Annotated in this window: 22 protein-coding genes and 1 pseudogene; 3 read left to right on the top strand and 20 right to left on the bottom strand. The window is 53.7% G+C overall.

What is annotated here, in order from left to right; all coding sequences use genetic code 11:
• The first annotated feature begins 57 nt into the window (after window positions 1–57).
• The 3 genes and pseudogenes from ACSYSS_RS04160 (at window position 58) to ACSYSS_RS04150 (ending at window position 1,147) form a co-directional block, all read left to right on the top strand.
• Window positions 58–402, top strand: coding sequence for an RNA polymerase-binding protein RbpA (locus tag ACSYSS_RS04160; protein ID WP_491702832.1), 345 nt, complete (start codon window positions 58–60; stop codon window positions 400–402).
• 113 nt (window positions 403–515) lie between these two features.
• Window positions 516–617 (top strand): annotated as a pseudogene (locus ACSYSS_RS04155) (HAD family hydrolase); the annotation flags it as partial.
• A 149-nt stretch (window positions 618–766) separates the two neighbouring features.
• Window positions 767–1,147, top strand: a complete 381-nt coding sequence (locus ACSYSS_RS04150; protein ID WP_491702831.1) for an HAD hydrolase-like protein — start codon at window positions 767–769, stop codon at window positions 1,145–1,147.
• Window positions 1,148–1,287: 140 nt separating this feature from the next.
• Here ACSYSS_RS04150 and ACSYSS_RS04145 read toward each other — a convergent pair whose 3' ends face one another.
• From ACSYSS_RS04145 to ACSYSS_RS04050, 20 genes are all read right to left on the bottom strand, one after another.
• Window positions 1,288–1,665 carry a hypothetical protein gene (locus tag ACSYSS_RS04145; RefSeq protein WP_491702830.1) on the bottom strand — a complete coding sequence of 126 codons (378 nt, stop codon included), beginning with the start codon at window positions 1,663–1,665 and terminating at the stop codon, window positions 1,288–1,290.
• A gap of 1 nt (window position 1,666) precedes the next feature.
• Complete coding sequence (locus tag ACSYSS_RS04140; protein ID WP_491702829.1) at window positions 1,667–2,278, bottom strand: MerR family transcriptional regulator; 612 nt, start codon at window positions 2,276–2,278, stop codon at window positions 1,667–1,669.
• 22 nt (window positions 2,279–2,300) lie between these two features.
• Complete coding sequence (locus tag ACSYSS_RS04135) at window positions 2,301–2,738, bottom strand: FHA domain-containing protein (protein ID WP_491702828.1); 438 nt, start codon at window positions 2,736–2,738, stop codon at window positions 2,301–2,303.
• 4 nt (window positions 2,739–2,742) lie between these two features.
• Window positions 2,743–3,558 carry a DUF881 domain-containing protein gene (locus ACSYSS_RS04130; RefSeq protein ID WP_491702827.1) on the bottom strand — a complete coding sequence of 272 codons (816 nt, stop codon included), beginning with the start codon at window positions 3,556–3,558 and terminating at the stop codon, window positions 2,743–2,745.
• A gap of 5 nt (window positions 3,559–3,563) precedes the next feature.
• Window positions 3,564–3,896, bottom strand: a complete 333-nt coding sequence (locus ACSYSS_RS04125) for a DUF1290 domain-containing protein (RefSeq protein ID WP_491702826.1) — start codon at window positions 3,894–3,896, stop codon at window positions 3,564–3,566.
• Entirely contained in the window at window positions 3,896–4,768 is an 873-nt protein-coding gene (locus ACSYSS_RS04120) for a DUF881 domain-containing protein (protein WP_491702825.1), read from the bottom strand. Before ACSYSS_RS04120 ends, ACSYSS_RS04125 begins: the two co-directional genes overlap by 1 nt.
• A 92-nt stretch (window positions 4,769–4,860) precedes the next feature.
• Complete coding sequence (locus ACSYSS_RS04115) at window positions 4,861–5,466, bottom strand: CDP-alcohol phosphatidyltransferase family protein (protein WP_491702824.1); 606 nt, start codon at window positions 5,464–5,466, stop codon at window positions 4,861–4,863.
• Window positions 5,467–5,483: 17 nt separating this feature from the next.
• Window positions 5,484–6,335, bottom strand: a complete 852-nt coding sequence (gene hisG / locus ACSYSS_RS04110; RefSeq protein ID WP_491704216.1) for an ATP phosphoribosyltransferase — start codon at window positions 6,333–6,335, stop codon at window positions 5,484–5,486.
• Window positions 6,336–6,374: 39 nt separating this feature from the next.
• The gene (locus ACSYSS_RS04105; RefSeq protein WP_491702823.1) at window positions 6,375–6,638 is read right to left on the bottom strand and encodes a phosphoribosyl-ATP diphosphatase; all 264 of its coding nucleotides are present in this window, start codon (window positions 6,636–6,638) and stop codon (window positions 6,375–6,377) included.
• A 109-nt stretch (window positions 6,639–6,747) separates the two neighbouring features.
• On the bottom strand, window positions 6,748–7,413 hold the full coding sequence (gene rpe / locus ACSYSS_RS04100; protein WP_491702822.1) for a ribulose-phosphate 3-epimerase: 666 nt from the start codon (window positions 7,411–7,413) through the stop codon (window positions 6,748–6,750).
• A 165-nt stretch (window positions 7,414–7,578) separates the two neighbouring features.
• The gene (gene lgt, locus ACSYSS_RS04095; protein ID WP_491702821.1) at window positions 7,579–8,553 is read right to left on the bottom strand and encodes a prolipoprotein diacylglyceryl transferase; all 975 of its coding nucleotides are present in this window, start codon (window positions 8,551–8,553) and stop codon (window positions 7,579–7,581) included.
• A 16-nt stretch (window positions 8,554–8,569) separates the two neighbouring features.
• On the bottom strand, window positions 8,570–10,234 hold the full coding sequence (locus ACSYSS_RS04090; protein WP_491702820.1) for a hypothetical protein: 1,665 nt from the start codon (window positions 10,232–10,234) through the stop codon (window positions 8,570–8,572).
• The gene (locus tag ACSYSS_RS04085) at window positions 10,231–11,097 is read right to left on the bottom strand and encodes an ABC transporter ATP-binding protein (protein WP_491702819.1); all 867 of its coding nucleotides are present in this window, start codon (window positions 11,095–11,097) and stop codon (window positions 10,231–10,233) included. Before ACSYSS_RS04085 ends, ACSYSS_RS04090 begins: the two co-directional genes overlap by 4 nt.
• A 195-nt stretch (window positions 11,098–11,292) precedes the next feature.
• On the bottom strand, window positions 11,293–12,234 hold the full coding sequence (trpA, locus tag ACSYSS_RS04080; RefSeq protein WP_491702818.1) for a tryptophan synthase subunit alpha: 942 nt from the start codon (window positions 12,232–12,234) through the stop codon (window positions 11,293–11,295).
• 3 nt (window positions 12,235–12,237) lie between these two features.
• Complete coding sequence (gene trpB, locus ACSYSS_RS04075) at window positions 12,238–14,355, bottom strand: tryptophan synthase subunit beta (RefSeq protein ID WP_491702817.1); 2,118 nt, start codon at window positions 14,353–14,355, stop codon at window positions 12,238–12,240.
• A 185-nt stretch (window positions 14,356–14,540) separates the two neighbouring features.
• Complete coding sequence (gene trpE, locus ACSYSS_RS04070) at window positions 14,541–16,097, bottom strand: anthranilate synthase component I (RefSeq protein ID WP_491702816.1); 1,557 nt, start codon at window positions 16,095–16,097, stop codon at window positions 14,541–14,543.
• Entirely contained in the window at window positions 16,094–16,543 is a 450-nt protein-coding gene (hisI, locus tag ACSYSS_RS04065) for a phosphoribosyl-AMP cyclohydrolase (RefSeq protein ID WP_491702815.1), read from the bottom strand. Before hisI ends, trpE begins: the two co-directional genes overlap by 4 nt.
• Window positions 16,544–16,623: 80 nt before the next feature.
• Window positions 16,624–17,415 (bottom strand): imidazole glycerol phosphate synthase subunit HisF, encoded by a 792-nt coding sequence (gene hisF, locus ACSYSS_RS04060; RefSeq protein WP_491702814.1) that lies wholly within the window; start codon window positions 17,413–17,415, stop codon window positions 16,624–16,626.
• A gap of 319 nt (window positions 17,416–17,734) precedes the next feature.
• Window positions 17,735–18,916, bottom strand: a complete 1,182-nt coding sequence (gene rlmN, locus ACSYSS_RS04055; RefSeq protein WP_491704215.1) for a dual-specificity RNA methyltransferase RlmN — start codon at window positions 18,914–18,916, stop codon at window positions 17,735–17,737.
• 127 nt (window positions 18,917–19,043) lie between these two features.
• Complete coding sequence (locus tag ACSYSS_RS04050; protein ID WP_491702813.1) at window positions 19,044–20,063, bottom strand: phosphatidate cytidylyltransferase; 1,020 nt, start codon at window positions 20,061–20,063, stop codon at window positions 19,044–19,046.
• Window positions 20,064–20,073: the final 10 nt, after the last annotated feature.

Below are 20,073 nucleotides of genomic sequence, written 5' to 3'. Positions count from 1 at the left end.
CGTTTAGGCTGTTTGATTGTATGTACATAATTTTGAGGTAAGGATGTTGGGGGTTTCATGGCTGAACGCAGTCTACGTGGTATGAGCATCGGTGCAAAGTCGCTCGAATCGGATGAGAATGTCGATTTTGCCGATCGTAGCGATGTGACGTACATTTGCCCGAAGGGGCATCGTACCATTCTGCCATTTGCGGAAGGGGTGGAGGCGCCCGAAGAATGGGAATGCCGTTGTGGGGAAACCGCAAAACGTGAAGATGTCTCTCAGGAGCCGGACGAAATTCACAAGCCTGTCCGTACCCATTGGGATATGGTCAAGGAGCGTCGCACTGAGGACGAGCTCAAAGATCTACTTAAGAAGCGCCTGCAGATGCACCGCGACGGCTGGTTCCCGGATTATGAATAAACCGTTGCAATCGCAGAGAGGCCACAACGTTGGGTAGGCAAAACCGGAATGTGATCTTCTTCGATCTTGACGGCACGTTGACACGTTCGGATCCCGGCATCGTCGGAAGCCTCATGAAGACATACAAGGATTTTGGTTTTCACGCACCGAGTCATGAAGAGTTGATGCTGTTCATAGGCCCTCCGATTCCAGTATCGCTGCGACGCAATCATATGCCTGAGCGATACATCGATGACTTCGTCAAGGTCTATCGAAGCTATTATACAAATCAACATGTGTTTGACGATCCCTTGGAGCCGGGACATAAGGTCCCGGCCTGTTTTGCAATAGTGTATATCCTGGGGTGCAAGAACAGTTGGAACGCTTGGGTAACGATGGCTTTGTTCTTGCTATCGCCAGTTGCAAGCCTGAGCCTCAGGCGAGGTCCGTATGCCACCATTTTGGGCTTGAGCAGTACATGGATTACGTGTTTGGAGCCAGTGTGGACAACTCACGTACGTCGAAAGCTCGGGTCATTGAGCATGGAATCGATTCGCTCGATTTCGACAACAATACCGATTTGGCACTTATGGTCGGTGACCGTATGGATGATGTGGATGGAGCGTCTTCATGTGGCATTGATTGTCTTGGCTGTGATTGGGGCTATGCGCAGCCGCAGGAGCTCGAGCAACATGGGGCATGTGGCATTGTTGATCAAGTCAGCAAGTTAGCTGATCAAGTCGAAGCATATTTCGAAGGTCTATGATTTGCGTTCTGGCACATTAAGCCGATAATGTACGTTATGTCAGATTTATATTACTGCTAGGTCTTACTATAAGCGACTAAGCTATATCAGACACCCACTGTCTCTTAGGCGCATTGTCCTAGATGCAGCATTGCTAAACATTACTTGCCCCTCTTATCGTCGGCAATACGGTTGTCCATGACATCCGTGTATGAACGTTGTGCCTGCAGATACATGAAAACCAATTCAAGGATAACGATCACGACCATTACAATGGCAGACGGAATCAGAACGCTCGCATACAATGCCGAAGAGCCAGAAGAAAACCTTGATTTGGCGTACTTATAGACGGCATATGGTACCATACCTAACACCAAGGTCACAGGTTGCATCGCCATAATGCCCCACGATAATGGCTGCACGTTGTGTTTACGCGACTTATTGCCATGCACAAGCTCCCCATCAATCATACAGCGTATGCAAACGGCAATGCCGATCATCACTGCAATCAACCACAATCCAGCTGGAAGAAAGTCCATATTAGTTGTACACTCCTTGATGGCGTTGCTCGTGTTGCAGCGTGAGTTTTTTACGGAGCCGAGCCTCAGTCAGATCTTCGATCGGGCCGCCGTGGTTAGAGCCTGATCCCTCAGCGGATACGTCTTCTGCATGTTGGTTGGCCAATTCTTCTTCGACTCTGTGCCATTGGGCTCCGACCGAGATACCGAATAATGGTGTCCCGTCTTCTATAATATCCAATAGCTCAGTTCCATCTGTACATTCCCTTACGCTTTCGCCATCACAGATGATGGTCATATCCTCCAGTTGCGAAACTGAACGACGCAAGAGATAATCCATGGCTTTCGTCACGTTCTGTAGATTGACGCCCATATCAAGCAGTCGCTTGGAAACCGAGAGAACGACCACATCCTTGAATGAATACAGACGTCGTGACCCCGATCCATTCGATGGCTTGATCGATGGGGCGAGAATCTGTTTACGGGCCCAGTAGTCGAGTTGCCGATATGTGATCCCGGCCACTGTTGACGCCACCGTACCCCGGTACCCCAATGTTGCGTCATCGCCTTCGATATCCTCAAAAAGCTCGCCTTGAACAGCTTGGGTATCAGTCGGTTCGAATGACGACGTCATAATGGTTTACCTTCAATATGTTCTATTGGTTTTGAGAAGAACGAGAGAAATACACAAGACGGAACTTGCCGATCATCAGTTCATCCCCGCTCTTCAAGAGCACTGTATCGACCCGTTTCCGGTTAACGTATGTACCGTTAAGGCTTCCGGCATCGATAACCTCATAGTCCTGCCCCACACGTTTGAATGTAGCGTGATGGCGGGAAACGGTGGCATCGTCCAACATGATATCCGCATGCGGATCACGGCCCACGCTGACCTCGTCTTCGTCAAGCAGATATCGTGATCCTGACACCTCTCCCCTAGTGGAAATAAGCAAGGCCGAACCTGGAGTGAGCTGTGCCAAGGTATCGAGGTCGTCCTGTGTTAACGGACGTTCACCGGTGCTCGTTATCGATATGTTTATTGCAGGCATCCCAATGATGGTGGTCTCGCCTGCGCTTGGTATAGGTGTAGTCATAGTTTTATTCTACATTCCGTGCGTACTTAAATTGCCGAGAGCTACTAGTGACGGTTATTTCCACGGCATCAGAAGGCTTCACTACCACAGACGCACCGAATTTGACCTTGAGCCTTGACCCCACCCCTCCGGCGATGTTCACGGCATTTTGAAGATTTTGCTGGTCTCCTATCGCTTTGACTATATATGGGGGTTTGAGTGCCGCCCCATCACTTTCCAACCCGTTTTTGGTGTCGGCCACATATGTCGAAGTCACGATTCGTACCTGATTGAGCGACATCACCTCAACACCGGCGTTTCTCAATTCTTCAATCAGCTGAAACATTGTGGCAGCATCCACAGGCGTCTTGAAACCTTTACCCACGGTTATGACGACACCTTTGCCCTTTGCCGGGAGCCGACCCGAAAGAATTCCGCTGGTTTCGGCGTTCTGCGATGCTATTCTCTCTACTTCCTTCTGCTTGTCCGCTGCCAGCTGCAAGGAGTTGAGTTGGCTTGTCAGCTCGCTCTTGCGACGTTCGAGGTTCTGGGCCTGGGTGCTGGTCTCACTGATGAGGCGCGTCAGCTCCTCCTCACTCATCGTTTCATATGTCGATGTTTTGTTATTGAGCTGAATCACGTATCCAAAACTCAACAATGCACATAGAACCACTATGAGCGCCCGTGTGAGGGCGTGCCCTGCTTGGGAACCTCCGATTTTACGAACCCTACGCCGTATGACTGGGAATGCACCGGTGTCCGTTCGGTCGTTTTCCCTGTCGTGAGTGTTCTGGATTCGTATTTTGGAGAACTCTTCAGCCTCGACTTTTTTCTTGTCCATGAACATCATCCCTTAAACAGGAAACGGCGAATTGCCGAGACGTTAGAGAAGATTCGGATACCCAACACCACGATGACGGCAGTCTGGAGCTGGGAGCCGACACCAAGCTGATTGCCGAGGAGAACCAACAGTGTTGCGGTCAACACGTTTGAAATGAAAGAGATGACGAAGACCCGGTCAGAGAACGAGCGTTCGAAGTATGCTCTCGCCGCGCCCAACAACGCGTCCAGCGCAGCCACCACCATAATCGGAAGATAAGGCTGTAAAACAATCGGAATATCCGGCTTGACGAACATTCCGACAATAAGTCCGAGGATGAGTCCAAGTACAGCAGCCATTATTCCCTCCTTTGTGCATACGACAATTCGCTTGTAGTTGCCGCAACCAAATTGAGCGACCTGTTCTGTTTGATGTGTGGGAAGATACCAGAAGCCTGTAACGCACTGTATACCTCTGGTTGGGCTTTTGCACCTACGTCTTGGGACAATTGTTGCTTGTCTCCGATTGCAAGAATCGTGTAAGGGCTCGAGATCTCATCGGTGCCAATAAGGATTACTGATCCGGCAGTGCGAACCGATGTACCCACCCCTATGCGATGACCGTTGATTGCGATGGCTTCGGCACCCGAACGCCATAACAAACGAATGAAGGTCTGTAAATCAGCGTCTGTAACCAATCTTACCTTTGATTGTGCGTTTGCCCGGCTGAAACCTTGTTGTGAACCCACAGAAAGAGGGTTATCGAGCGTCAGGGTGATGCCTGGACCTGTGACAGGAACCGTCCCATTGATCATGTCGTCTTTTGTGTACGTCGGGTTGCCCTCATGGGTCGAAACCTGGGCATACTGTTTTGACACTTTGGAATGCAGTGCATTGACCTCTGCGGAGGTCTTTTCGATAGCAGCGTTTTGTTGTTGCAATTCACTGATGAGACTGTTGCGAACAGCCTTACGCGGATCCGTGTTGAGTTGCTTGACCATGAGTGTGCCGAAAAAGCCAACGGCGACACAAATGATGAACACAACCGCACGCGTCAACCAAACATCCATCGCCGAACGGGGTCGAATGACCAACTGTGAGTCCAAAAACAAAGGATCGACGGATCGATTCGTCAGATCATCGATAAGGCGTAGGCTTTCGTCCTTGCTCCTGCGACTTCGGCGGGACACATTACGGCGGTCATCGAAGCTGGATGTGTGTTGCGAAGCCAAATCAGCTATAGCTTTGGAATATACGAACCTTCGACGTAGTGGCCTGTCATCAGGTAAAGGCGGAAAAGTCGGTGGACGCAGGCCCTCGCTGATCATTTTGCCGTATCCTCATGAATAAGCCGAAATCCTTGGCGTATGTAAATATAACCAGCTATCCAATACAACACCACGCCCCAGATTCCTGCAGACAATGCAACCATATGCAATATACTGGTGAAGGTAGTATGCCATAAATCTGCAAATATCAATGCCGCTATCGCAATCATCAACAACGCTGTACCCACCTTGCCAACGAAATTCACAGGTAATGGGCCATAATCATGCTGAGCAAGAATGACGATGAGAATAAGCAATACAAAGTCTCGTAACCCTACAATGATGAGCATCCACCAAGGAATGATATCGGCCATTCCGAGCGCCAGAATACTGCAGAGGATGAGCAGTCGATCGGCAATCGGATCAAGGATCTGACCTATTTTACTGACCTGATTGAATTTTCTGGCAATAATGCCATCCAGCCCGTCGGATGCCGATGAAACGGCAAGGACAAGAAGGGCCTGGACCATCTTATGCTGGTAGGTCAGGTATGCAATAAATGGTATTGATATTATCCGAAGCAAACTGATGAAATTCGGCACTGTGAGGTAAACATCGCGAGCAGCCGGACTATATTGATTCGCTTTGGTAGGTAATTTCATTGTAGTATATATTTCCGTTAGATTCTTGAAGCTTGCAACGCTGTGACAATAATGCCACGGGCACCAATGGCATACAACCTGTCCATAAGTTGATTCACCTGATCGCGTGGAACCATGACACGCATGGCATCCCATTGTTTGTCATGAAGCGGTGAAATTGTTGGACTTTCAAGACCCGGTGTGATCTGTGCCGCTGCACTGACCTTGTCTACGGGGATATCGAAATCCATCAGCACATATCGACGTGCGGTCAACACACCTTGGAGACGACGGGCAAATTTGATGAGCCGACGATCATGGTCGTCAAGATCAGGTGAGCAAATCAAAACCGCCTCTGAATGCACAATGGGCTCCGAAAAAATCCGAAGGCCCGCGTTACGCATCGTTGTTCCCGTTGAGACCACATCCGCTATCAGATCGGCAATGCCCAGTTGGACCGAAGACTCCACAGCGCCATCCAAATGAATGATGTCAGCGGTGATGTGATGTGCCTCAAGATAATCGTTGACCAGTTTGTCAAACGAACTTGCCACACGTTTCCCATCGATGTCTTCGAGTGTTGTGATGTCTGAGTCGTTCGGTGCAGCGAAGCGCAGCGTGGAGCCTCCGAAACCCAACTGCATGAATTCTCGGGCTTTAGTGTTCGAATTAAGCAGCATGTCGCGCCCTGTGATTCCCACATCCACGGCACCTCGACCAACATAGATGGCGATGTCAAGTGGTCTCAGATAGAACAACTCAACATCGTCTTCTTCATCATGCACTACAAGTTGTCGGTCGTTGGAGCGCAACTGATAACCTGATTCCCGAAGCAGACTCCATGACGGCTGCGAAAGCATGCCCTTATTCGGTACAGCTATTCTGAGCATCATCCCTCACTTCTCTACCATGGCAAGAAACCCAGGCAATCACAGATTCTTGTAGATGTCTTCCAGCGTTATTCCCCGTTTTATCATCATAACCTGCACATGGTAAATAAGTTGGCTCATCTCTTCAGCCGTCCGGTCGGCTCCCTCATATTCCGCAGCCAACCAAGTCTCGCCAGCCTCTTCGTTGATTTTCTTCCCGATATAATGCGTACCCTGATCCAGCTCAGCCACGGTACGTGAAGTGGGGTCGTGTCTCTCGGCTTTTTCGCTGAGCTCTTCGAACAATGATTCAAATGTCTTCATGGTAATTCTCTTTCACAGTATTTCATATTCCATGGTTTACGATTTGTTAATACAGTAGAGCACATGGATGAATCCGCCGAGCACCCTCGTGGTGAACTCGCTGCAGGTGTCAACCTTGATATGCGGCCTGCGCCAGGGAACGAATGTCATCGATTGCTGCGGCTCGGTCGTCCGCTCCATATACCGCGGAACCAGCAACCAAAACATTGGCTCCGGCCTCAGCGACAATATGGGCTGTTGAGGGACCGACTCCCCCGTCGACCTGAATCTTCGTATCGAGGCCCTGACGGGTGATTTCGTCACGAAGCCTACGGACCTTCTTCATCTGGTTGTCGAGGAACTTCTGACCACCGAAGCCGGGTTCCACCGTCATGATAAGAATCATGTCGAATTCAGAGACAATATCAAAAATCGGTTCCACAGGCTCTGCAGGGCGTACTGCGAAGCATGCCTTGCAACCCATATCATGCAACTGACGTGCCAAACGCACAGGCGCATGCGTGGCGCCCATATGAAAACTGATGGATGATGCGCCAAGCTTGGCATATTCAGGAGCCCATCGGTCCGGATCCTCAATCATCAGATGGACATCCACAGGCAGGTCGGTAACTTCGCAGATCCTCTTCACGACCGGTTCGCCGATGGTGAGGTTTGGTACGAAATGGTGATCCATAACATCAACGTGAACCATATCTGCGTGATCTATCGCCTTGAGATCACGCTCCAAGTTGCAAAAATCAGCGGATAAAATACTAGGAGCTATTTCGATTGTCATGTTTATCTATCCTATTCAATATTGCAGACGAGCCTTCTGATTATGGACTCACCTAGTCTAAAGGTCTTTAACGTACGCAGCTCAAGCTTTGGACCGCTGTTTTGGCACAGATGCTGAACACATCCGAAATGGCAGACCAACGTGTTATTGCAAGTTGTTACTAGCTCAATCAGTATCTTGCGCTTTCGATGCGGCGTGATTACCGGTGCTGGCGGCCACTGAGTTGCTCTTGCCATCATTCCCAGCGTTTTCGGCCATATGCTCGGCCTCAGTGAGCGTACGGAGCCGTTCTGCTAGCTCATTCGTAGGGCTGCCTAGACGTTGCACGGCTACGAATGCAATCACACCGGCCGAAAAAACGCACATGGAGACCCACACGTTGATACGCACGCCGAGGAACTCATGGGCGAAGTCAATGCGAAGCGCCTCGATCCAAGTTCGACCTGCGGTGTACCACATGATGTAGATGGTGAAGAGCGAACCAGCCTTGAGCATTCGGGCGGCCTTCTTGCCAATCCACACGATGAGCGCGGCACCGATGAGATTCCAGATGAGCTCATATAGGAATGTGGGCTGGAAGAGTGTTCCAGTCGGGCAGGAAAGGCCGTCATAGCACTGCTCGCTACCACCGATTGCCCCTCCCGAGTAGTTGAGTTTCAAACCCCAAGGCAAGGTTGTTGGAGCGCCATAGAGTTCCTGGTTGAACCAGTTGCCAAGCCTGCCCACAGCCTGGGCGACGAGCAGCGCCGGTGCCAAGGCGTCGGCGAGCAGCGCCATGGGGTAATGCTTGTGCCGGCACCATGCCCAGGCGGCAAGGCCACCCAAGAGCACCGCTCCCCAGATGCCAAGTCCGCCGTTCCAGATTTTGAAGATGTCGACCCAATTGCCGTTGGGTCCGAAGAAGCGTTCCGGCGTGGTGACCACGTGGTACAGACGTGCGCCGATGATGCCGGCCGGCACGGCACATAGGGTGATGTCGAGAATTTGGTCAAAATCACCACTATAGCGCTTCCAACGCCGGTTGGTAATCCAGACGGCTAATACGATGCCTGCGAGGATGCACAACGCGTAGAAGCGGATGGTCACCGGGCCGATAGAGAATTGCGAGATTGACGGCGAGGGGATGTAAGCCAATGTCATGAACCTCATCCTAGCCCTACTGTTGGAGCGTGGCGTATGCCTGCAAGGTCTCGAGGATACGTAGCTGGCGCTTATCTAAGATTCTGCCGCCGATTGCCGTGCCGGCCGCCAGCACGATCAGTCCATTGGCCAAGGCGACTAGTCCAAGGGTCACGAAGTAGGCATTGCCGAAATCGAGAAGGAAGAGACCGACGATCGCCGTTGCGATAGCGGGAATCATGACGACCGCCGAAAGCAGAAAATATACAAGTGGAAACACCAGTTGGGCGGTTGCCCTGCCTTGCGGTGTGTTCATCGGCCGTTCGATGGAAGGCACGGGGTAGAGCATCGTGCACGAGGTGACCTCGGCGAGTCCAAGCATGGCGTACGGAATGGCGAGGCTTGCCGCAATTGCGCAGAACGCTCGGGACCATCCTTGAGGACTGCTCCAGTCGCCGCTGACGAACAGCAGGACCGCAGCCATCGCAAGAACATACACGGTGGCCAAGGAGCCGATGAGACGGACGTGCGCGTGTCTGTCGTCCTTGCCGCTTGTCCCTGCCAATATCTGCATGGTCAACCCTTCGCCGTCGTACGCCAGGCCGTTGCTTTCACACATGACCATGAAGACTCCGCCGACAAGCAGGGCGATCCAAACAGATGAACGTGACCCTTCCTTGATGAAGGTGAAGCCAAACAGCGCCGTAAGCAGCACGGGAAACGCAAAGGATATGATCTGACGCGGGTCGTGCCTCATCATGGTGGCCAGGCGCGCGCTCATGGCACCGGACGCGCTGTCAGGCATCCATGAGAATGCGCCGATGCCTTGTACTGACTTCTTTTCATGCACCTTTGGTGTATGCACGCGCCGGAAACGTAGACACCATACCGATCCAAGGAAGCACAGCACGCCAGTGGCAACGAGTATCAGCAGCCTTACGACCAGTGCGGCCCAATGGCCGCCTGCAGCGTCAAATGGTAATTGGATGGCCGCTGCGAACGGGGTCCACGCACCGAAAGAGGCGATCCCTTTTGTTTGCGCCAGCGCATCATCCAGCGCAGCCACGCGATCGGTCGGTGTGGTGGTGGCGCTCCAGCCCGAGAACATGCCTGAGACGGCGCTGATCAGCACGACGAGTGCCGCTGAAAGCAAGGTCTCCACAACTGTTGAGTGCGCTGCAAGATTGAACAGCGAAACGCACAGTTTCGACAGACACATCAACGTCACTACGTACAGCAACGCCGAACAAAGACCGGTGATGAATGCCGCAGGGCCCAGTGGCAGGTAAGCCACGGACCAAAGCAGCAGCGCCAGAACGCAGGTGACCGCAGGCGTGCCACTGAGCCCCGAAAGTAGCATGCCGCCTTGAAGCTCGGCATCTGGAATGCCGTAAAGTTCGAAACGCTTCGGATCAAGGCTTGAACCTTGCCCGATGTACAGCACCTGCAAGACGATGACGAAGATGGAGAGCATGAATGCGATGAGCACCATCATGGTTGCCAACATCGATGCAGTGACAGGAATGCCGGATACACCATTGAGCGCATCTTTGGCATCGAACGCTGACTTACCTACTGTGAACACCAGGAACAAGGCGAACAGCCAGGTGATGCCGTAATTCACCATCTGCCATTTCGACGAACGGATCGTTGCCCAGGTGATGGACCAACGCATCCGCACGGTGGTCAGAGCCGTCTTCATCGCGTCATCCCTTCGCTGATGTGCTCCGGAAATTTGGTCGGGAAATCAGGCTGCTGCGCGCTCTGTTCGCCGTCACCATGTCCACCGTCGAGCCAACTCAGATGGGCCGCGCCGTGCCTACCGCCGACCAAATCAAGGAATCTGTCTTCCAAGTCCTCTCCCGCCGAAACCTCCGCCAGCGTGCCGGCTGCCTTCACCTGACCGTGGTCGATGACCGCCACGTGCGTGCACATGTGCTCCACCAGTGCCATGACGTGCGAGGAGATGATGACTGTGCCGCCCGTCGAGGCGTACTCCAGCAGAATGTCCTTGAGATTGGCGGAAGAAACGGGGTCAACGGATTCAAATGGCTCGTCGAGTATGAGGATGCGCGGGTTCGCGATCATGGCGCTGGCCAGACAGATCTTCTTGGTCATACCGGTGGAATAGTCCTTGACCATGGTGCCGGCGCTCGCCTTCAAGTCGAAGGCAACCAGCAGATCCTGGGCGCGGTCGATGGCCTCTGCGCGTTTCATGCCGCGCAACATGCCCGAGTAGATGAGCAATTGCAGGCCGGTGAGCCTGTTGAAAATCTGCTCACTCGTCGGCATGACGCCGAGCAGGCGTTTGGCGGCATTGACGTTGCTCCATACGTCGTGGCCCAATACGTCGATGGTTCCGCCATCAGGCTTGAGCAGACCTGTCATCATGCGCAGCGTGGTGGTCTTGCCGGCGCCGTTGGGCCCCACAAGTCCGTAGAACGAACCAACTGGAATGGTCAGGTTGAGATTGTCGACGGCCTGCTTGCCATCGAAATTCTTGCACAAAGCATTGATGCGGACCGCTTCGGGCAACCTCGTCGGAGCACTTGTTTCGTAATCCATGGAATCCTCAAATGTGGTGTATATTACAAAAGTAAGTATACAAGACCCCCCCATTGTATATTTCGTTGCCATTTATCTCCATACCGTCAGCGCTGCTGATTTGTGTAGGAAGCATTCGGATGGCGGGGTGAACAGGCATCCCGCCACCCGAATGCAGCCCATATAAGGCTTGGTGGCAATTACTGTAACAGTGTTTTATTGATGTGCCGCAGCGACACCTTGGGCCAGTTCTTCAGTCTTGGCGGCCAGTGCGTTCAGACCGGTTTGTGGGTCTACCGGTTTGGTGCAGGTCTTGTTGAGGAAGGTACGCACCAATGCCGAGCCGACGATGACTCCGTCTGCGTACTTGCCCACCGTCGCAGCCTGCTCAGCGTTCGAAATGCCGATACCCACGCAGACATGTTCGGCTCCGGTTTTGCGCATACGCGCCACCAAGCGTTCAGGCGTGGCGTTCAGCGTCTTGCACTCGCCAGTGACCCCCATACGGCTTGTGGCGTAGACGAAGCCGCGGTAGTTGCGGGCCGCCAGGCTCAGCCGTTCATCCGCTGAATCGGGTGAGACCAGGAAGATGCGGTCGAGCCCGTGGCGCTCGGAGGCCTCGAACCATGCACCGGCCTCGTCGGGAATGAGGTCAGGGGTGACCATGCCCGCTCCTCCGGCATTGGCTAGATCGGTGGCAAACCGTTCGACACCGTAATGGAAGACAAGGTTCCAATAGCCCATGATCAGCGGCACGCCTCCGGCGTTGGCCACCGCCTCAACGGCTTTGAACACTTCGCCGATATGCTCTCCCGCCTGTAACGCAATGCGTGAGGCAGCTTGGATAACGGGACCGTCCATCACGGGATCGGTGTAGGGCAGACCAATCTCCACGATGTCGACGCCATGCTTCACCAATGCCTCGAACGCTGTCAGCGAAGTCTGTGGGTCGGGAAAACCATAGGGAAGGTAACCGATGAACGCCGGGCGACCGGAAGACAAGCACTCGTCAATGCGTGTGGCAGTCAGGCTCGGACGCTTCGAAAACCCAAGCGGCTGGCCGGAAGGAGTTGCGTTAGATGGCCCATCTGTAGACCCATCTGGAGCCACTGTACATATATGCGAATCGAACAAGTTGCGATATTCAACTGATTTCATGATTCACTTGTTCCCTTCTGCACGTGCTGCACCCTGCTGGGCGGCTCCATCAAGCGATGTGCCTGTGGCCGAATTCGCACCGAGCGCGGCGCTCTGCTCCGGTGTCAAATAACCGAACCAACGGCCTGCCGTGGCCACGTCCTTGTCTCCTCTTCCGGAGATGTTGACGATGATGTTTGGGCTTGTGTAGCCTTTATCTTTCAGGTCGGCTGCTGCCTTGTACGCTCCTGCGACGGCGTGGGCGGACTCCAAGGCTGGAATGATACCCTCCGTCTCACAGAGGTCCTTGAACGCGCTCATGGCTTCCTCATCTGTGGCGTAGCTGTAGTTCACACGCCCGATCTCCTTGAGCCAAGCGTGCTCGGGGCCCACCGAAGCATAGTCCAACCCTGCGGAAATCGAATAAGTGTCAAGCGTCTGACCTTCGTTGTTCTCCAACAGATACGACTTGGCACCTTGGAAGACCCCGAGTTTCCCTGTTCCGGGAGCGAGTCGGATGGCGTGTTCGCCGGACTGCGGTCCATGGCCGCCAGCTTCGAAGGCGTAGAGATTCACACGTTCATCATCAAGAAACGCATTCATCACGCCGATGGCGTTCGAACCGCCGCCCACACAGGCACAGATTGCATCGGGGTGGTCGATGCCATAGTCCTCTTGCAACTGGCGCTGGGCTTCCTCGCCAATTACTTTTTGAAAGTCCCGTACCATGGAAGGAAACGGATGTGGACCAGCCACGGTGCCGAGCATGTAGTGCGTGTCCTCCACATTGGTAACCCAGTCGCGAAGCGCCTCGTTGATGGCATCTTTGAGGATTTTCGTGCCCTGTGTTATTTCGACCACCTCGGCGCCGAGCATGCGCATACGCGCCACATTCAAAGCCTGGCGTCGGGCATCAATCTGCCCCATGTAGATACGGCACTTGAGACCGAACTTGGCACAGGCAACGCCGTGCTGTCCGGCACCGGTCTCGGCGATGACCCTGTGCTTGCCCATCCGCTTGACGATGAGCGCCTGACCCAAGGCGTTATTAATCTTGTGTGCGCCGGTGTGATTGAGATCCTCGCGCTTCAAGAACACCCGAGCGTTCAGCCCTGTCCGTTTGTTGAGTCGTTCGGCAAAGCGCGGTGCCTCTGTCAGCGGTGAGGGACGACCGACATACTCGCGGCTCAGCGTAGCCAGCTCGTGCTGAAATTGAGGGTCCACTTCGGCCTTGCTATACACGTCTTCAAGTTCGTCCAGCGCACCAATGAGTGCCTCTGGAACATACCTGCCGCCGAACTGGCCGAAATAAGGACCTTGATGCTGGCTCAGCGGCATCGTAGTCGAAGCTTTCACCTTGGCTCCTGCAATGACAAGATGCTGCACCGCAAGTGTATGGTCCTCGGCAGTGGCTACTCCTTCACCCACAAGAACGGCATCAGCACCTGCCTTGGCATAGTCTTCCAGCTCCACTGTCCCGAAAATGTCCGACTCCGCCACTTTGACGACATGCGCAGGCAAGTCGCTGGCCAGCTCCTTGTATTTGCCGACATCGACCTTCAGATCCTTGAGGTTTCGGGCATTGATGCCGATGACTGTGGCCCCGGCCTTGACTGCGCGATCAATTTCCTCGCGCGTATGTGCCTCCACCAGTACGGTCATGCCCAGGTGCTCGGACAATTCCAGCAGCTGCTTGAGATTTGCGTCGTCCAGCGCAGCCACGATGAGCAGCACCATATCGGCGCCGTGGGCTCGCGCCTCCCAAATCTGGTAATCAGTGGTGATGAAGTCCTTACGCAAAACCGGAACATGAACGGCTTGGCGAACCTGGTCGAAATCATCAAGAGAACCCAGGAATGTACGGCCTTCCGTCAGAACGGAAACAGCCGATGCTCCCCCGGCCTCGTATTCCCTGGCCAAGGCTGCAGGGTCTGGAATATCATTGAGATGCCCTTTGGAAGGCGATGCCCGTTTGATTTCAGCGATAACGGGAATGCCAACATCTTGACGAAGCCATCGCGTAGCATCCACCGGTGCAGTGGCGTTGGCGGCCATCTCCTGAAGTTGTTCGAGCGATATGGATTGCTCACGGAGTTGCGCATCTTCGAGCGCGCCTGCCGACAATTCGTCAAGTACTGACATTGCTGCCTCCTGTTCATGTCTCAGCATAACCGGTGGCGAATGCCATTAATAGGTTGAATCTTGAAATATGAACAGAATGTCCATATATTAAGACAGTTGTCATTGCTTTTTACTACTGCACATGCCAGTAACACCATATTGACGAGCAGCACATTACAGACCCAGATGACTTGTAAGCCCAAGCGTCACACTGTTCTCAACTGTGCGGCGATCTGAACGGCCTCCACGCTGGCTGCGGCCTTGTTTCGACTCTCCTGCCACTCGTTTTCTGGAACAGAGTCAAGAACAATGCCGGCGCCGGACTGCACATAGGCCCTATGTTCCCTGAGGAATGCCGTGCGAATAGCAATGGCCATGTCCATGTTGCCAGCAAAATCGAAGTAGCCGACAGCCCCTCCGTAGACGCCCCGGTCAGCTGGTTCTAAAGCATCGATGATCTGTACTGCTCGTGTCTTAGGGGCCCCAGAAAGTGTGCCTGCCGGGAACGCAGACATGAACACGTCCAGCGCACCGAGGGTCGGCAGTACAGTGCCTGTCACTGTAGAACAGATGTGCATGATGTGACTGAATCGTCGGATATCCATGAGTGATGCCACATCCACGCTGTTGGGGACACATACTTTGCTTAAATCGTTACGGGAAAGATCGACGAGCATCGTATGCTCACTGCGCTCCTTGGGGTCGGCCAACAGTTCGTCAGCCAAGCGCGTGTCTTCCTCCTCGGTTTTCCCGCGTGGCCTGGATCCGGCTATCGGATAGGTCATGGCCTGTCCGTCCTTGACTTCGATGAGGGTCTCTGGGCTGGAACCTACGATGTTGAATTCATGTCCGTCCTGGTCGGTGAGTGCAAAGAAATACATATAGGGGCTTGGATTGATGGTGCGCAGGACGCGGTATACGTCGAATGGGTCCGCAGGTGAATCCACCTCCAAACGCTGGGAGATGACCACTTGGAACACATCGCCGTCGACCACATACCGTTTGGCCGCTTCCGCGGCATCCATAAAGTCCTGTTTCGTTGTTCTGAACTCAAGTTCTTGCTGAGGCGACGAGGTGTCAAGCACATTGACCTTGGATTCTCCCTCAACCGGTTGCGCCGCCTTACGTTCCATGTCATCGAGTCGGGCGACGGCCTCCTCATAGGCTTCACCTTCTCTGGTTGGTCGATCATCGAAGTTGACTGCATTTGAAATAAGCCAGACCGTGCCATTCGAGTGGTCCACAACAGCCAGGTCTGTAGCCAAGGCCAATGCCAGTTCAGGTTGATGGGTCTCATCAGCCGCGCTGCCTACGGTGGCAGGCTCCCAATGACGCATGGAATCCCAGCCAACAGAACCGACCAACCCTCCGGTCAAATTCGGAAGTCCTTCAATGGTCGGTGATTTAAGCACATCCAAGGTCTGCCGGACCACATCGATGGTGTCACCATGTCGAGGAACGCCAGCAGGCACTGTTCCAAGCCAATTCGCCTGGCCGTTTTTCGAACCCAACTGGGCGAGGGAGCTGACTCCAATGAAGCTGTATCGACTCCAGACACCGCCGTATTCCGCTGACTCCAAAATAAAAGTGCCACTTTTCCCGTGAGACAGGCGACTGTACAACCCCACCGGTGTCAGTGAGTCTGCGAGCAGGCGGCGTACTACAGGTATGAAACGATATCCTTGCATGGCAAGGTCATGAAACTGCTCTCTTGAAGGCCAAGTGCCTCCCCAAGGCAGATTGACAACGCTGCACGTACTCATTGACCAGTCTCTTGATCCGTACGGTGTCCAACGACGACCGGAAGTGGACCGCCGGCGTCGAAGCACGACCTCGCACCGGTGTGGCAGGCTGCCCCTACCTGATCGACTTCAACAAGCAGAGCATCTCCGTCGCAGTCGATGTTCACAGACTTCACATATTGCACATGGCCGGAGGTATCGCCCTTACGCCAATACTCCTGTCGTGAGCGTGACCAAAACGTGACCCGTCCTGTTGTCAGTGTGCGTCGTAACGCCTCGTCGTCCATATAGCCCACCATCAGCACTTCGTGGGTGTCGTATTCCTGCACCACCGCGGCCACAAGACCTTTGGCATCCCGTTTGAGACGGGAAGCAATGGCAGAGTCAAGAGATTGGACACTGGTTTCTGTAGCGGTCGCAGATTGCCTGGCAGCATTGCTGTAAGTCTTCGTTGTCGGTGTGGTCATGAGATTCCCTCTTCGCGTATTGCCTTTGCGGCAAAGTCATTGATGGTTTCGATTCACAAATTGAGATGTGCTTCTGCGGACTAAAGAATCATATTCTGCATTTGCCTGACTTCATAGTGGTGCTCCTTGAGCGTTTGCTTGACTTGGCCAATCGTCAAGACGCCGTAATGGAACACCGAAGCTGCAAGTACTGCATCGGCGCCGGCAGCCACGGCCGGTGGGAAGTCCTCCAACTTACCGGCTCCCCCGCTGGCAATCAGCGGCAGCTTGACCACCTTGCGCATGGCACTGATCATCGGCAGATCAAAACCGTTCTGCGTGCCATCGGCATCCATCGAATTCAGAAGGATCTCGCCGACACCGAGTTCTTGTGCACGTTCGGCCCACCACAGTGCATCAATGCCAGTCGAGTGCCGGCCACCCATGGTAGTGACTTCGAAGCCGGATCGGGTGTGACGCTCACCCTGTTCGCGCCGTGCATCGACGGAAAGCACCAACACCTGATTGCCGAAACGTTGAGCCACTTCGCTGATAAGATAGGGATTCTTGATGGCAGCGGTGTTCACACTCACTTTGTCTGCACCGCAACGCAACAAAGCGTCCACGTCGTTCGCTGTGCGTACCCCACCACCTGCGGTGAGGGGTATGAAAATCTGTTCCGCGGTACGCGTCACCACATTGAACATGGTCTGACGATGCGAACTCGAGGCGGTGACGTCCAGGAACGTCAGTTCATCCGCGCCTTCATCGTAGTAGCGGGCTGCAAGTTCCACAGGATCGCCTGCATCTTTCAGATGCTCGAAATGCACGCCTTTGACCACGCGTCCATCGTCGACGTCCAAGCATGGAATCACCCGCACGGTCACCGCCATCTATGCCCCCTGTCAATCATGTACAACCATCGAGTCTAACTCATCAAAGATCAGGTACTCTGCTCCGTCTCATACTATAGGCTCCCAAACCCATGAGATATAGGCGGAGACAAATCATCAGCCCAATAGCCTCTTGAGACATTTCATGGCATCAATCTCCAATGGAATCTTGCTGTTTCGCTCTAAACGATCCCCATCCCCGCACAGAGCGGATTATCCACAAGTGGGTGTTGCGCTGGCGTAAGCTTGGCCGAGTGGCCTTGAGCATCCAACGCAACACCCACTTGTGGATAATCGGGCAGTCCTTGAAGAGAATTCCTCATTGTGATGGGAGATTGCGCGCCGCCAACTGCCCACATGCCCCATCGATGTCCGACCCGCGAGTGTCACGTAACGTGGCCGTGATCCCGTGGCTATGCAGGATGTCCAAGAAACGGCGCTCATCCTCGGGCTTCGATGCGGTCCAACGTGACCCTTCGATGGGGTTGAGCGGAATCGGGTTCACATGAGCCCAGTTGTCTCCGTAATGGTTCAGCCGTTTGGCCAGAAGCGTGGCATGTTCCGCCTGATCGTTGATGCCACGCATAAGGGCGTATTCGATGCTTACTCGCCGGTGAGAGGCCAAGAAGTAATCATGCGCGGCATCGAGCACCTGGGTGGTGTTGAAACGTCGGTTCATCGGCACGAGCTCATCCCGCAGTTCGTCGCTTGGGGCATGAAGCGAGACTGCGAGCCGTACTGGGATTCCCTCGTTTGCAAGTTTTTTGATGCCGGGAACCACTCCCACAGTCGATACTGTGATGTTGCGTGCCGAAATTCCGAAGCCATCAGGCGGTGTTGCACAGATCTGGCGCACTGCCTTCATGACGGATCTGTAATTACCCATCGGCTCTCCCATGCCCATGAACACCACGTTGCTCAGTCTTCCCGGCCCTCCGGCGATTTCGCCTCGTTCCATGATGCCGGCGGCAATGCGCACCTGTTCAACTATCTCTCCTGCGGACATGTTGCGTGTAAGCCCGAGATGACCTGTGGCGCAGAACGGACAACCCATGCCACAGCCGACCTGACTGGAGATGCAGAGCGTGGCGCGGTTTGGATAACGCATGAGCACGGATTCAATGCGTGATCTGTCGAAGAGTTCCCATAGCGTCTTCACCGTGGTGCCTTCATCAGCCACCTGATGTGTGACTTCATGGATGAGCGCTGGAAAGAAGCCGTGTTGCGCCTCTTGACGTTTGGCAGCTGGAAAGTCCGTAAACGCAGAAACATCTGCATCGAAATGCTGATAATAATGGTTGGCCAACTGCTTGACTCGGAATTTTGGCAGATGCATCCGTTGCGCAATGGCGATGCGCTCCTGGTCTGTCATATCGGCGAAGTGCAATGGGGGTTTGCCTCGACGGGCATGGTCCTTGGAAAGCACATCACGGAAAGCACCGCTGACACCGCCTTGGGTGATGCCGCTTTCCAACTCGTTGTCTGGCTGTTGCACCTGTATATCGGAACCACTTTGGCCTGTGATCGTTGTAACGGAATCAGACATTTCAATCCAATCATGAATGAAGGTCAACCTAGGAATCATCCCAAGGTTGCGTTGATGAAGCAATATGAAGAAACGAAGCTTTTTATAGGCCCATGACCAAAAGAATCAGTGTGAAGAACGGGGCGCAAAGCAGAATGGAGTCAACACGGTCCATCACTCCGCCGTGCCCTTTGAGCAAATGACCCATGTCCTTGATGCCCATGTCACGTTTCAGCATCGAAGCACACAGATCACCGAATGTTCCGAGCACTCCAACGACGATGCCGATCACGACTGAAACCCACCAGAGCGCGCTCCAACGGTCTGGGTATGTTATGGCAAAAACCGTGAATGCCCCCATCATGGCGAATACGATTGATCCGGCAAGTCCCTCGTAGGATTTCTTGGGAGAGATACGTGGCGAAAGCTTGTGCTTACCAAGCCATGCACCGATGAGCAAGCCACCAGTATCGCTTAACGCCGGAAGAAAGATCACCATGATGGCATGGGCCACGGGGTGACCGCCGAATGTAAGGGGAAGAATGATGCATGAGGCGAGTGCGGCAATGTAGAGTACAAGAAACACGGAAACCGACATATTGCGCGCCACAGAAGAGCCAACTATTGATGACGCCTGATTGGAATCATCTGCCGAAACCAGTTGTGTTTCATCATGATGTGAATCAGACGTTCCGCTCTCGCTCCTGGCCTTCCCCGCAACCGCTTTCGACAACGTTTTGTTGGTGCCACCGTGCTTGAAAGAGGCAGCAATGGCAACAATCACAGTTGAAAGGGCAATGCCCATCGTGGCAGCCAGACCGTGTTGTGGCACATAGAACGTCGCAGCCAGTGTCAGTGTGCAGCAAATCCACAAGGCCACTACAGAAATATGAAGGTCGATGACGGCGAAATCCACCCGTAATTCCCAAAGAGCCAGCAACATGAAGACCACAATCACCCACATCAGCAGATCAATGCGGATGAGCATCGCCGCGACCAGTAAGGCAATCAGCACAACTGCGGTTCCCACAGCCTGAGGCATGTTTCGACCGGTCTTCTGATTGATCTGGCTGAGCTTCGTTTGCGAATTCTTCGATTCCGGGTCAGCAGTGCCTGTTTGCATGTGTTGTTTA

It is taken from the genome of Bifidobacterium sp. ESL1118 (assembly GCF_058505595.1).
The sequence above is the reverse complement of the archived record's forward strand: the minus strand, read 5'-3'. Positions and strand labels throughout refer to the sequence as shown.

What these genes read in the sequence shown, in the direction of transcription:
- ACSYSS_RS04085 (WP_491702819.1), bottom strand. Translation starts at nt 11,097, where the DNA reads ATGGATTACGAAACAAGTGCTCCGACGAGGTTGCCCGAAGCGGTCCGC.
- trpB (WP_491702817.1), bottom strand. Translation starts at nt 14,355, where the DNA reads ATGTCAGTACTTGACGAATTGTCGGCAGGCGCGCTCGAAGATGCGCAA.
- ACSYSS_RS04130 (WP_491702827.1), bottom strand. Translation starts at nt 3,558, where the DNA reads ATGGACAAGAAAAAAGTCGAGGCTGAAGAGTTCTCCAAAATACGAATC.
- trpE (WP_491702816.1), bottom strand. Translation starts at nt 16,097, where the DNA reads ATGAGTACGTGCAGCGTTGTCAATCTGCCTTGGGGAGGCACTTGGCCT.
- ACSYSS_RS04135 (WP_491702828.1), bottom strand. Translation starts at nt 2,738, where the DNA reads ATGACTACACCTATACCAAGCGCAGGCGAGACCACCATCATTGGGATG.
- ACSYSS_RS04140 (WP_491702829.1), bottom strand. Translation starts at nt 2,278, where the DNA reads ATGACGTCGTCATTCGAACCGACTGATACCCAAGCTGTTCAAGGCGAG.
- hisF (WP_491702814.1), bottom strand. Translation starts at nt 17,415, where the DNA reads ATGGCGGTGACCGTGCGGGTGATTCCATGCTTGGACGTCGACGATGGA.
- ACSYSS_RS04115 (WP_491702824.1), bottom strand. Translation starts at nt 5,466, where the DNA reads ATGAAATTACCTACCAAAGCGAATCAATATAGTCCGGCTGCTCGCGAT.
- trpA (WP_491702818.1), bottom strand. Translation starts at nt 12,234, where the DNA reads ATGAAATCAGTTGAATATCGCAACTTGTTCGATTCGCATATATGTACA.
- ACSYSS_RS04125 (WP_491702826.1), bottom strand. Translation starts at nt 3,896, where the DNA reads ATGGCTGCTGTACTTGGACTCATCCTCGGACTTATTGTCGGAATGTTC.
- hisI (WP_491702815.1), bottom strand. Translation starts at nt 16,543, where the DNA reads ATGACCACACCGACAACGAAGACTTACAGCAATGCTGCCAGGCAATCT.
- ACSYSS_RS04090 (WP_491702820.1), bottom strand. Translation starts at nt 10,234, where the DNA reads ATGAAGACGGCTCTGACCACCGTGCGGATGCGTTGGTCCATCACCTGG.
- rpe (WP_491702822.1), bottom strand. Translation starts at nt 7,413, where the DNA reads ATGACAATCGAAATAGCTCCTAGTATTTTATCCGCTGATTTTTGCAAC.
- lgt (WP_491702821.1), bottom strand. Translation starts at nt 8,553, where the DNA reads ATGACATTGGCTTACATCCCCTCGCCGTCAATCTCGCAATTCTCTATC.
- ACSYSS_RS04105 (WP_491702823.1), bottom strand. Translation starts at nt 6,638, where the DNA reads ATGAAGACATTTGAATCATTGTTCGAAGAGCTCAGCGAAAAAGCCGAG.
- ACSYSS_RS04160 (WP_491702832.1), top strand. Translation starts at nt 58, where the DNA reads ATGGCTGAACGCAGTCTACGTGGTATGAGCATCGGTGCAAAGTCGCTC.
- ACSYSS_RS04050 (WP_491702813.1), bottom strand. Translation starts at nt 20,063, where the DNA reads ATGCAAACAGGCACTGCTGACCCGGAATCGAAGAATTCGCAAACGAAG.
- ACSYSS_RS04145 (WP_491702830.1), bottom strand. Translation starts at nt 1,665, where the DNA reads ATGGACTTTCTTCCAGCTGGATTGTGGTTGATTGCAGTGATGATCGGC.
- hisG (WP_491704216.1), bottom strand. Translation starts at nt 6,335, where the DNA reads ATGCTCAGAATAGCTGTACCGAATAAGGGCATGCTTTCGCAGCCGTCA.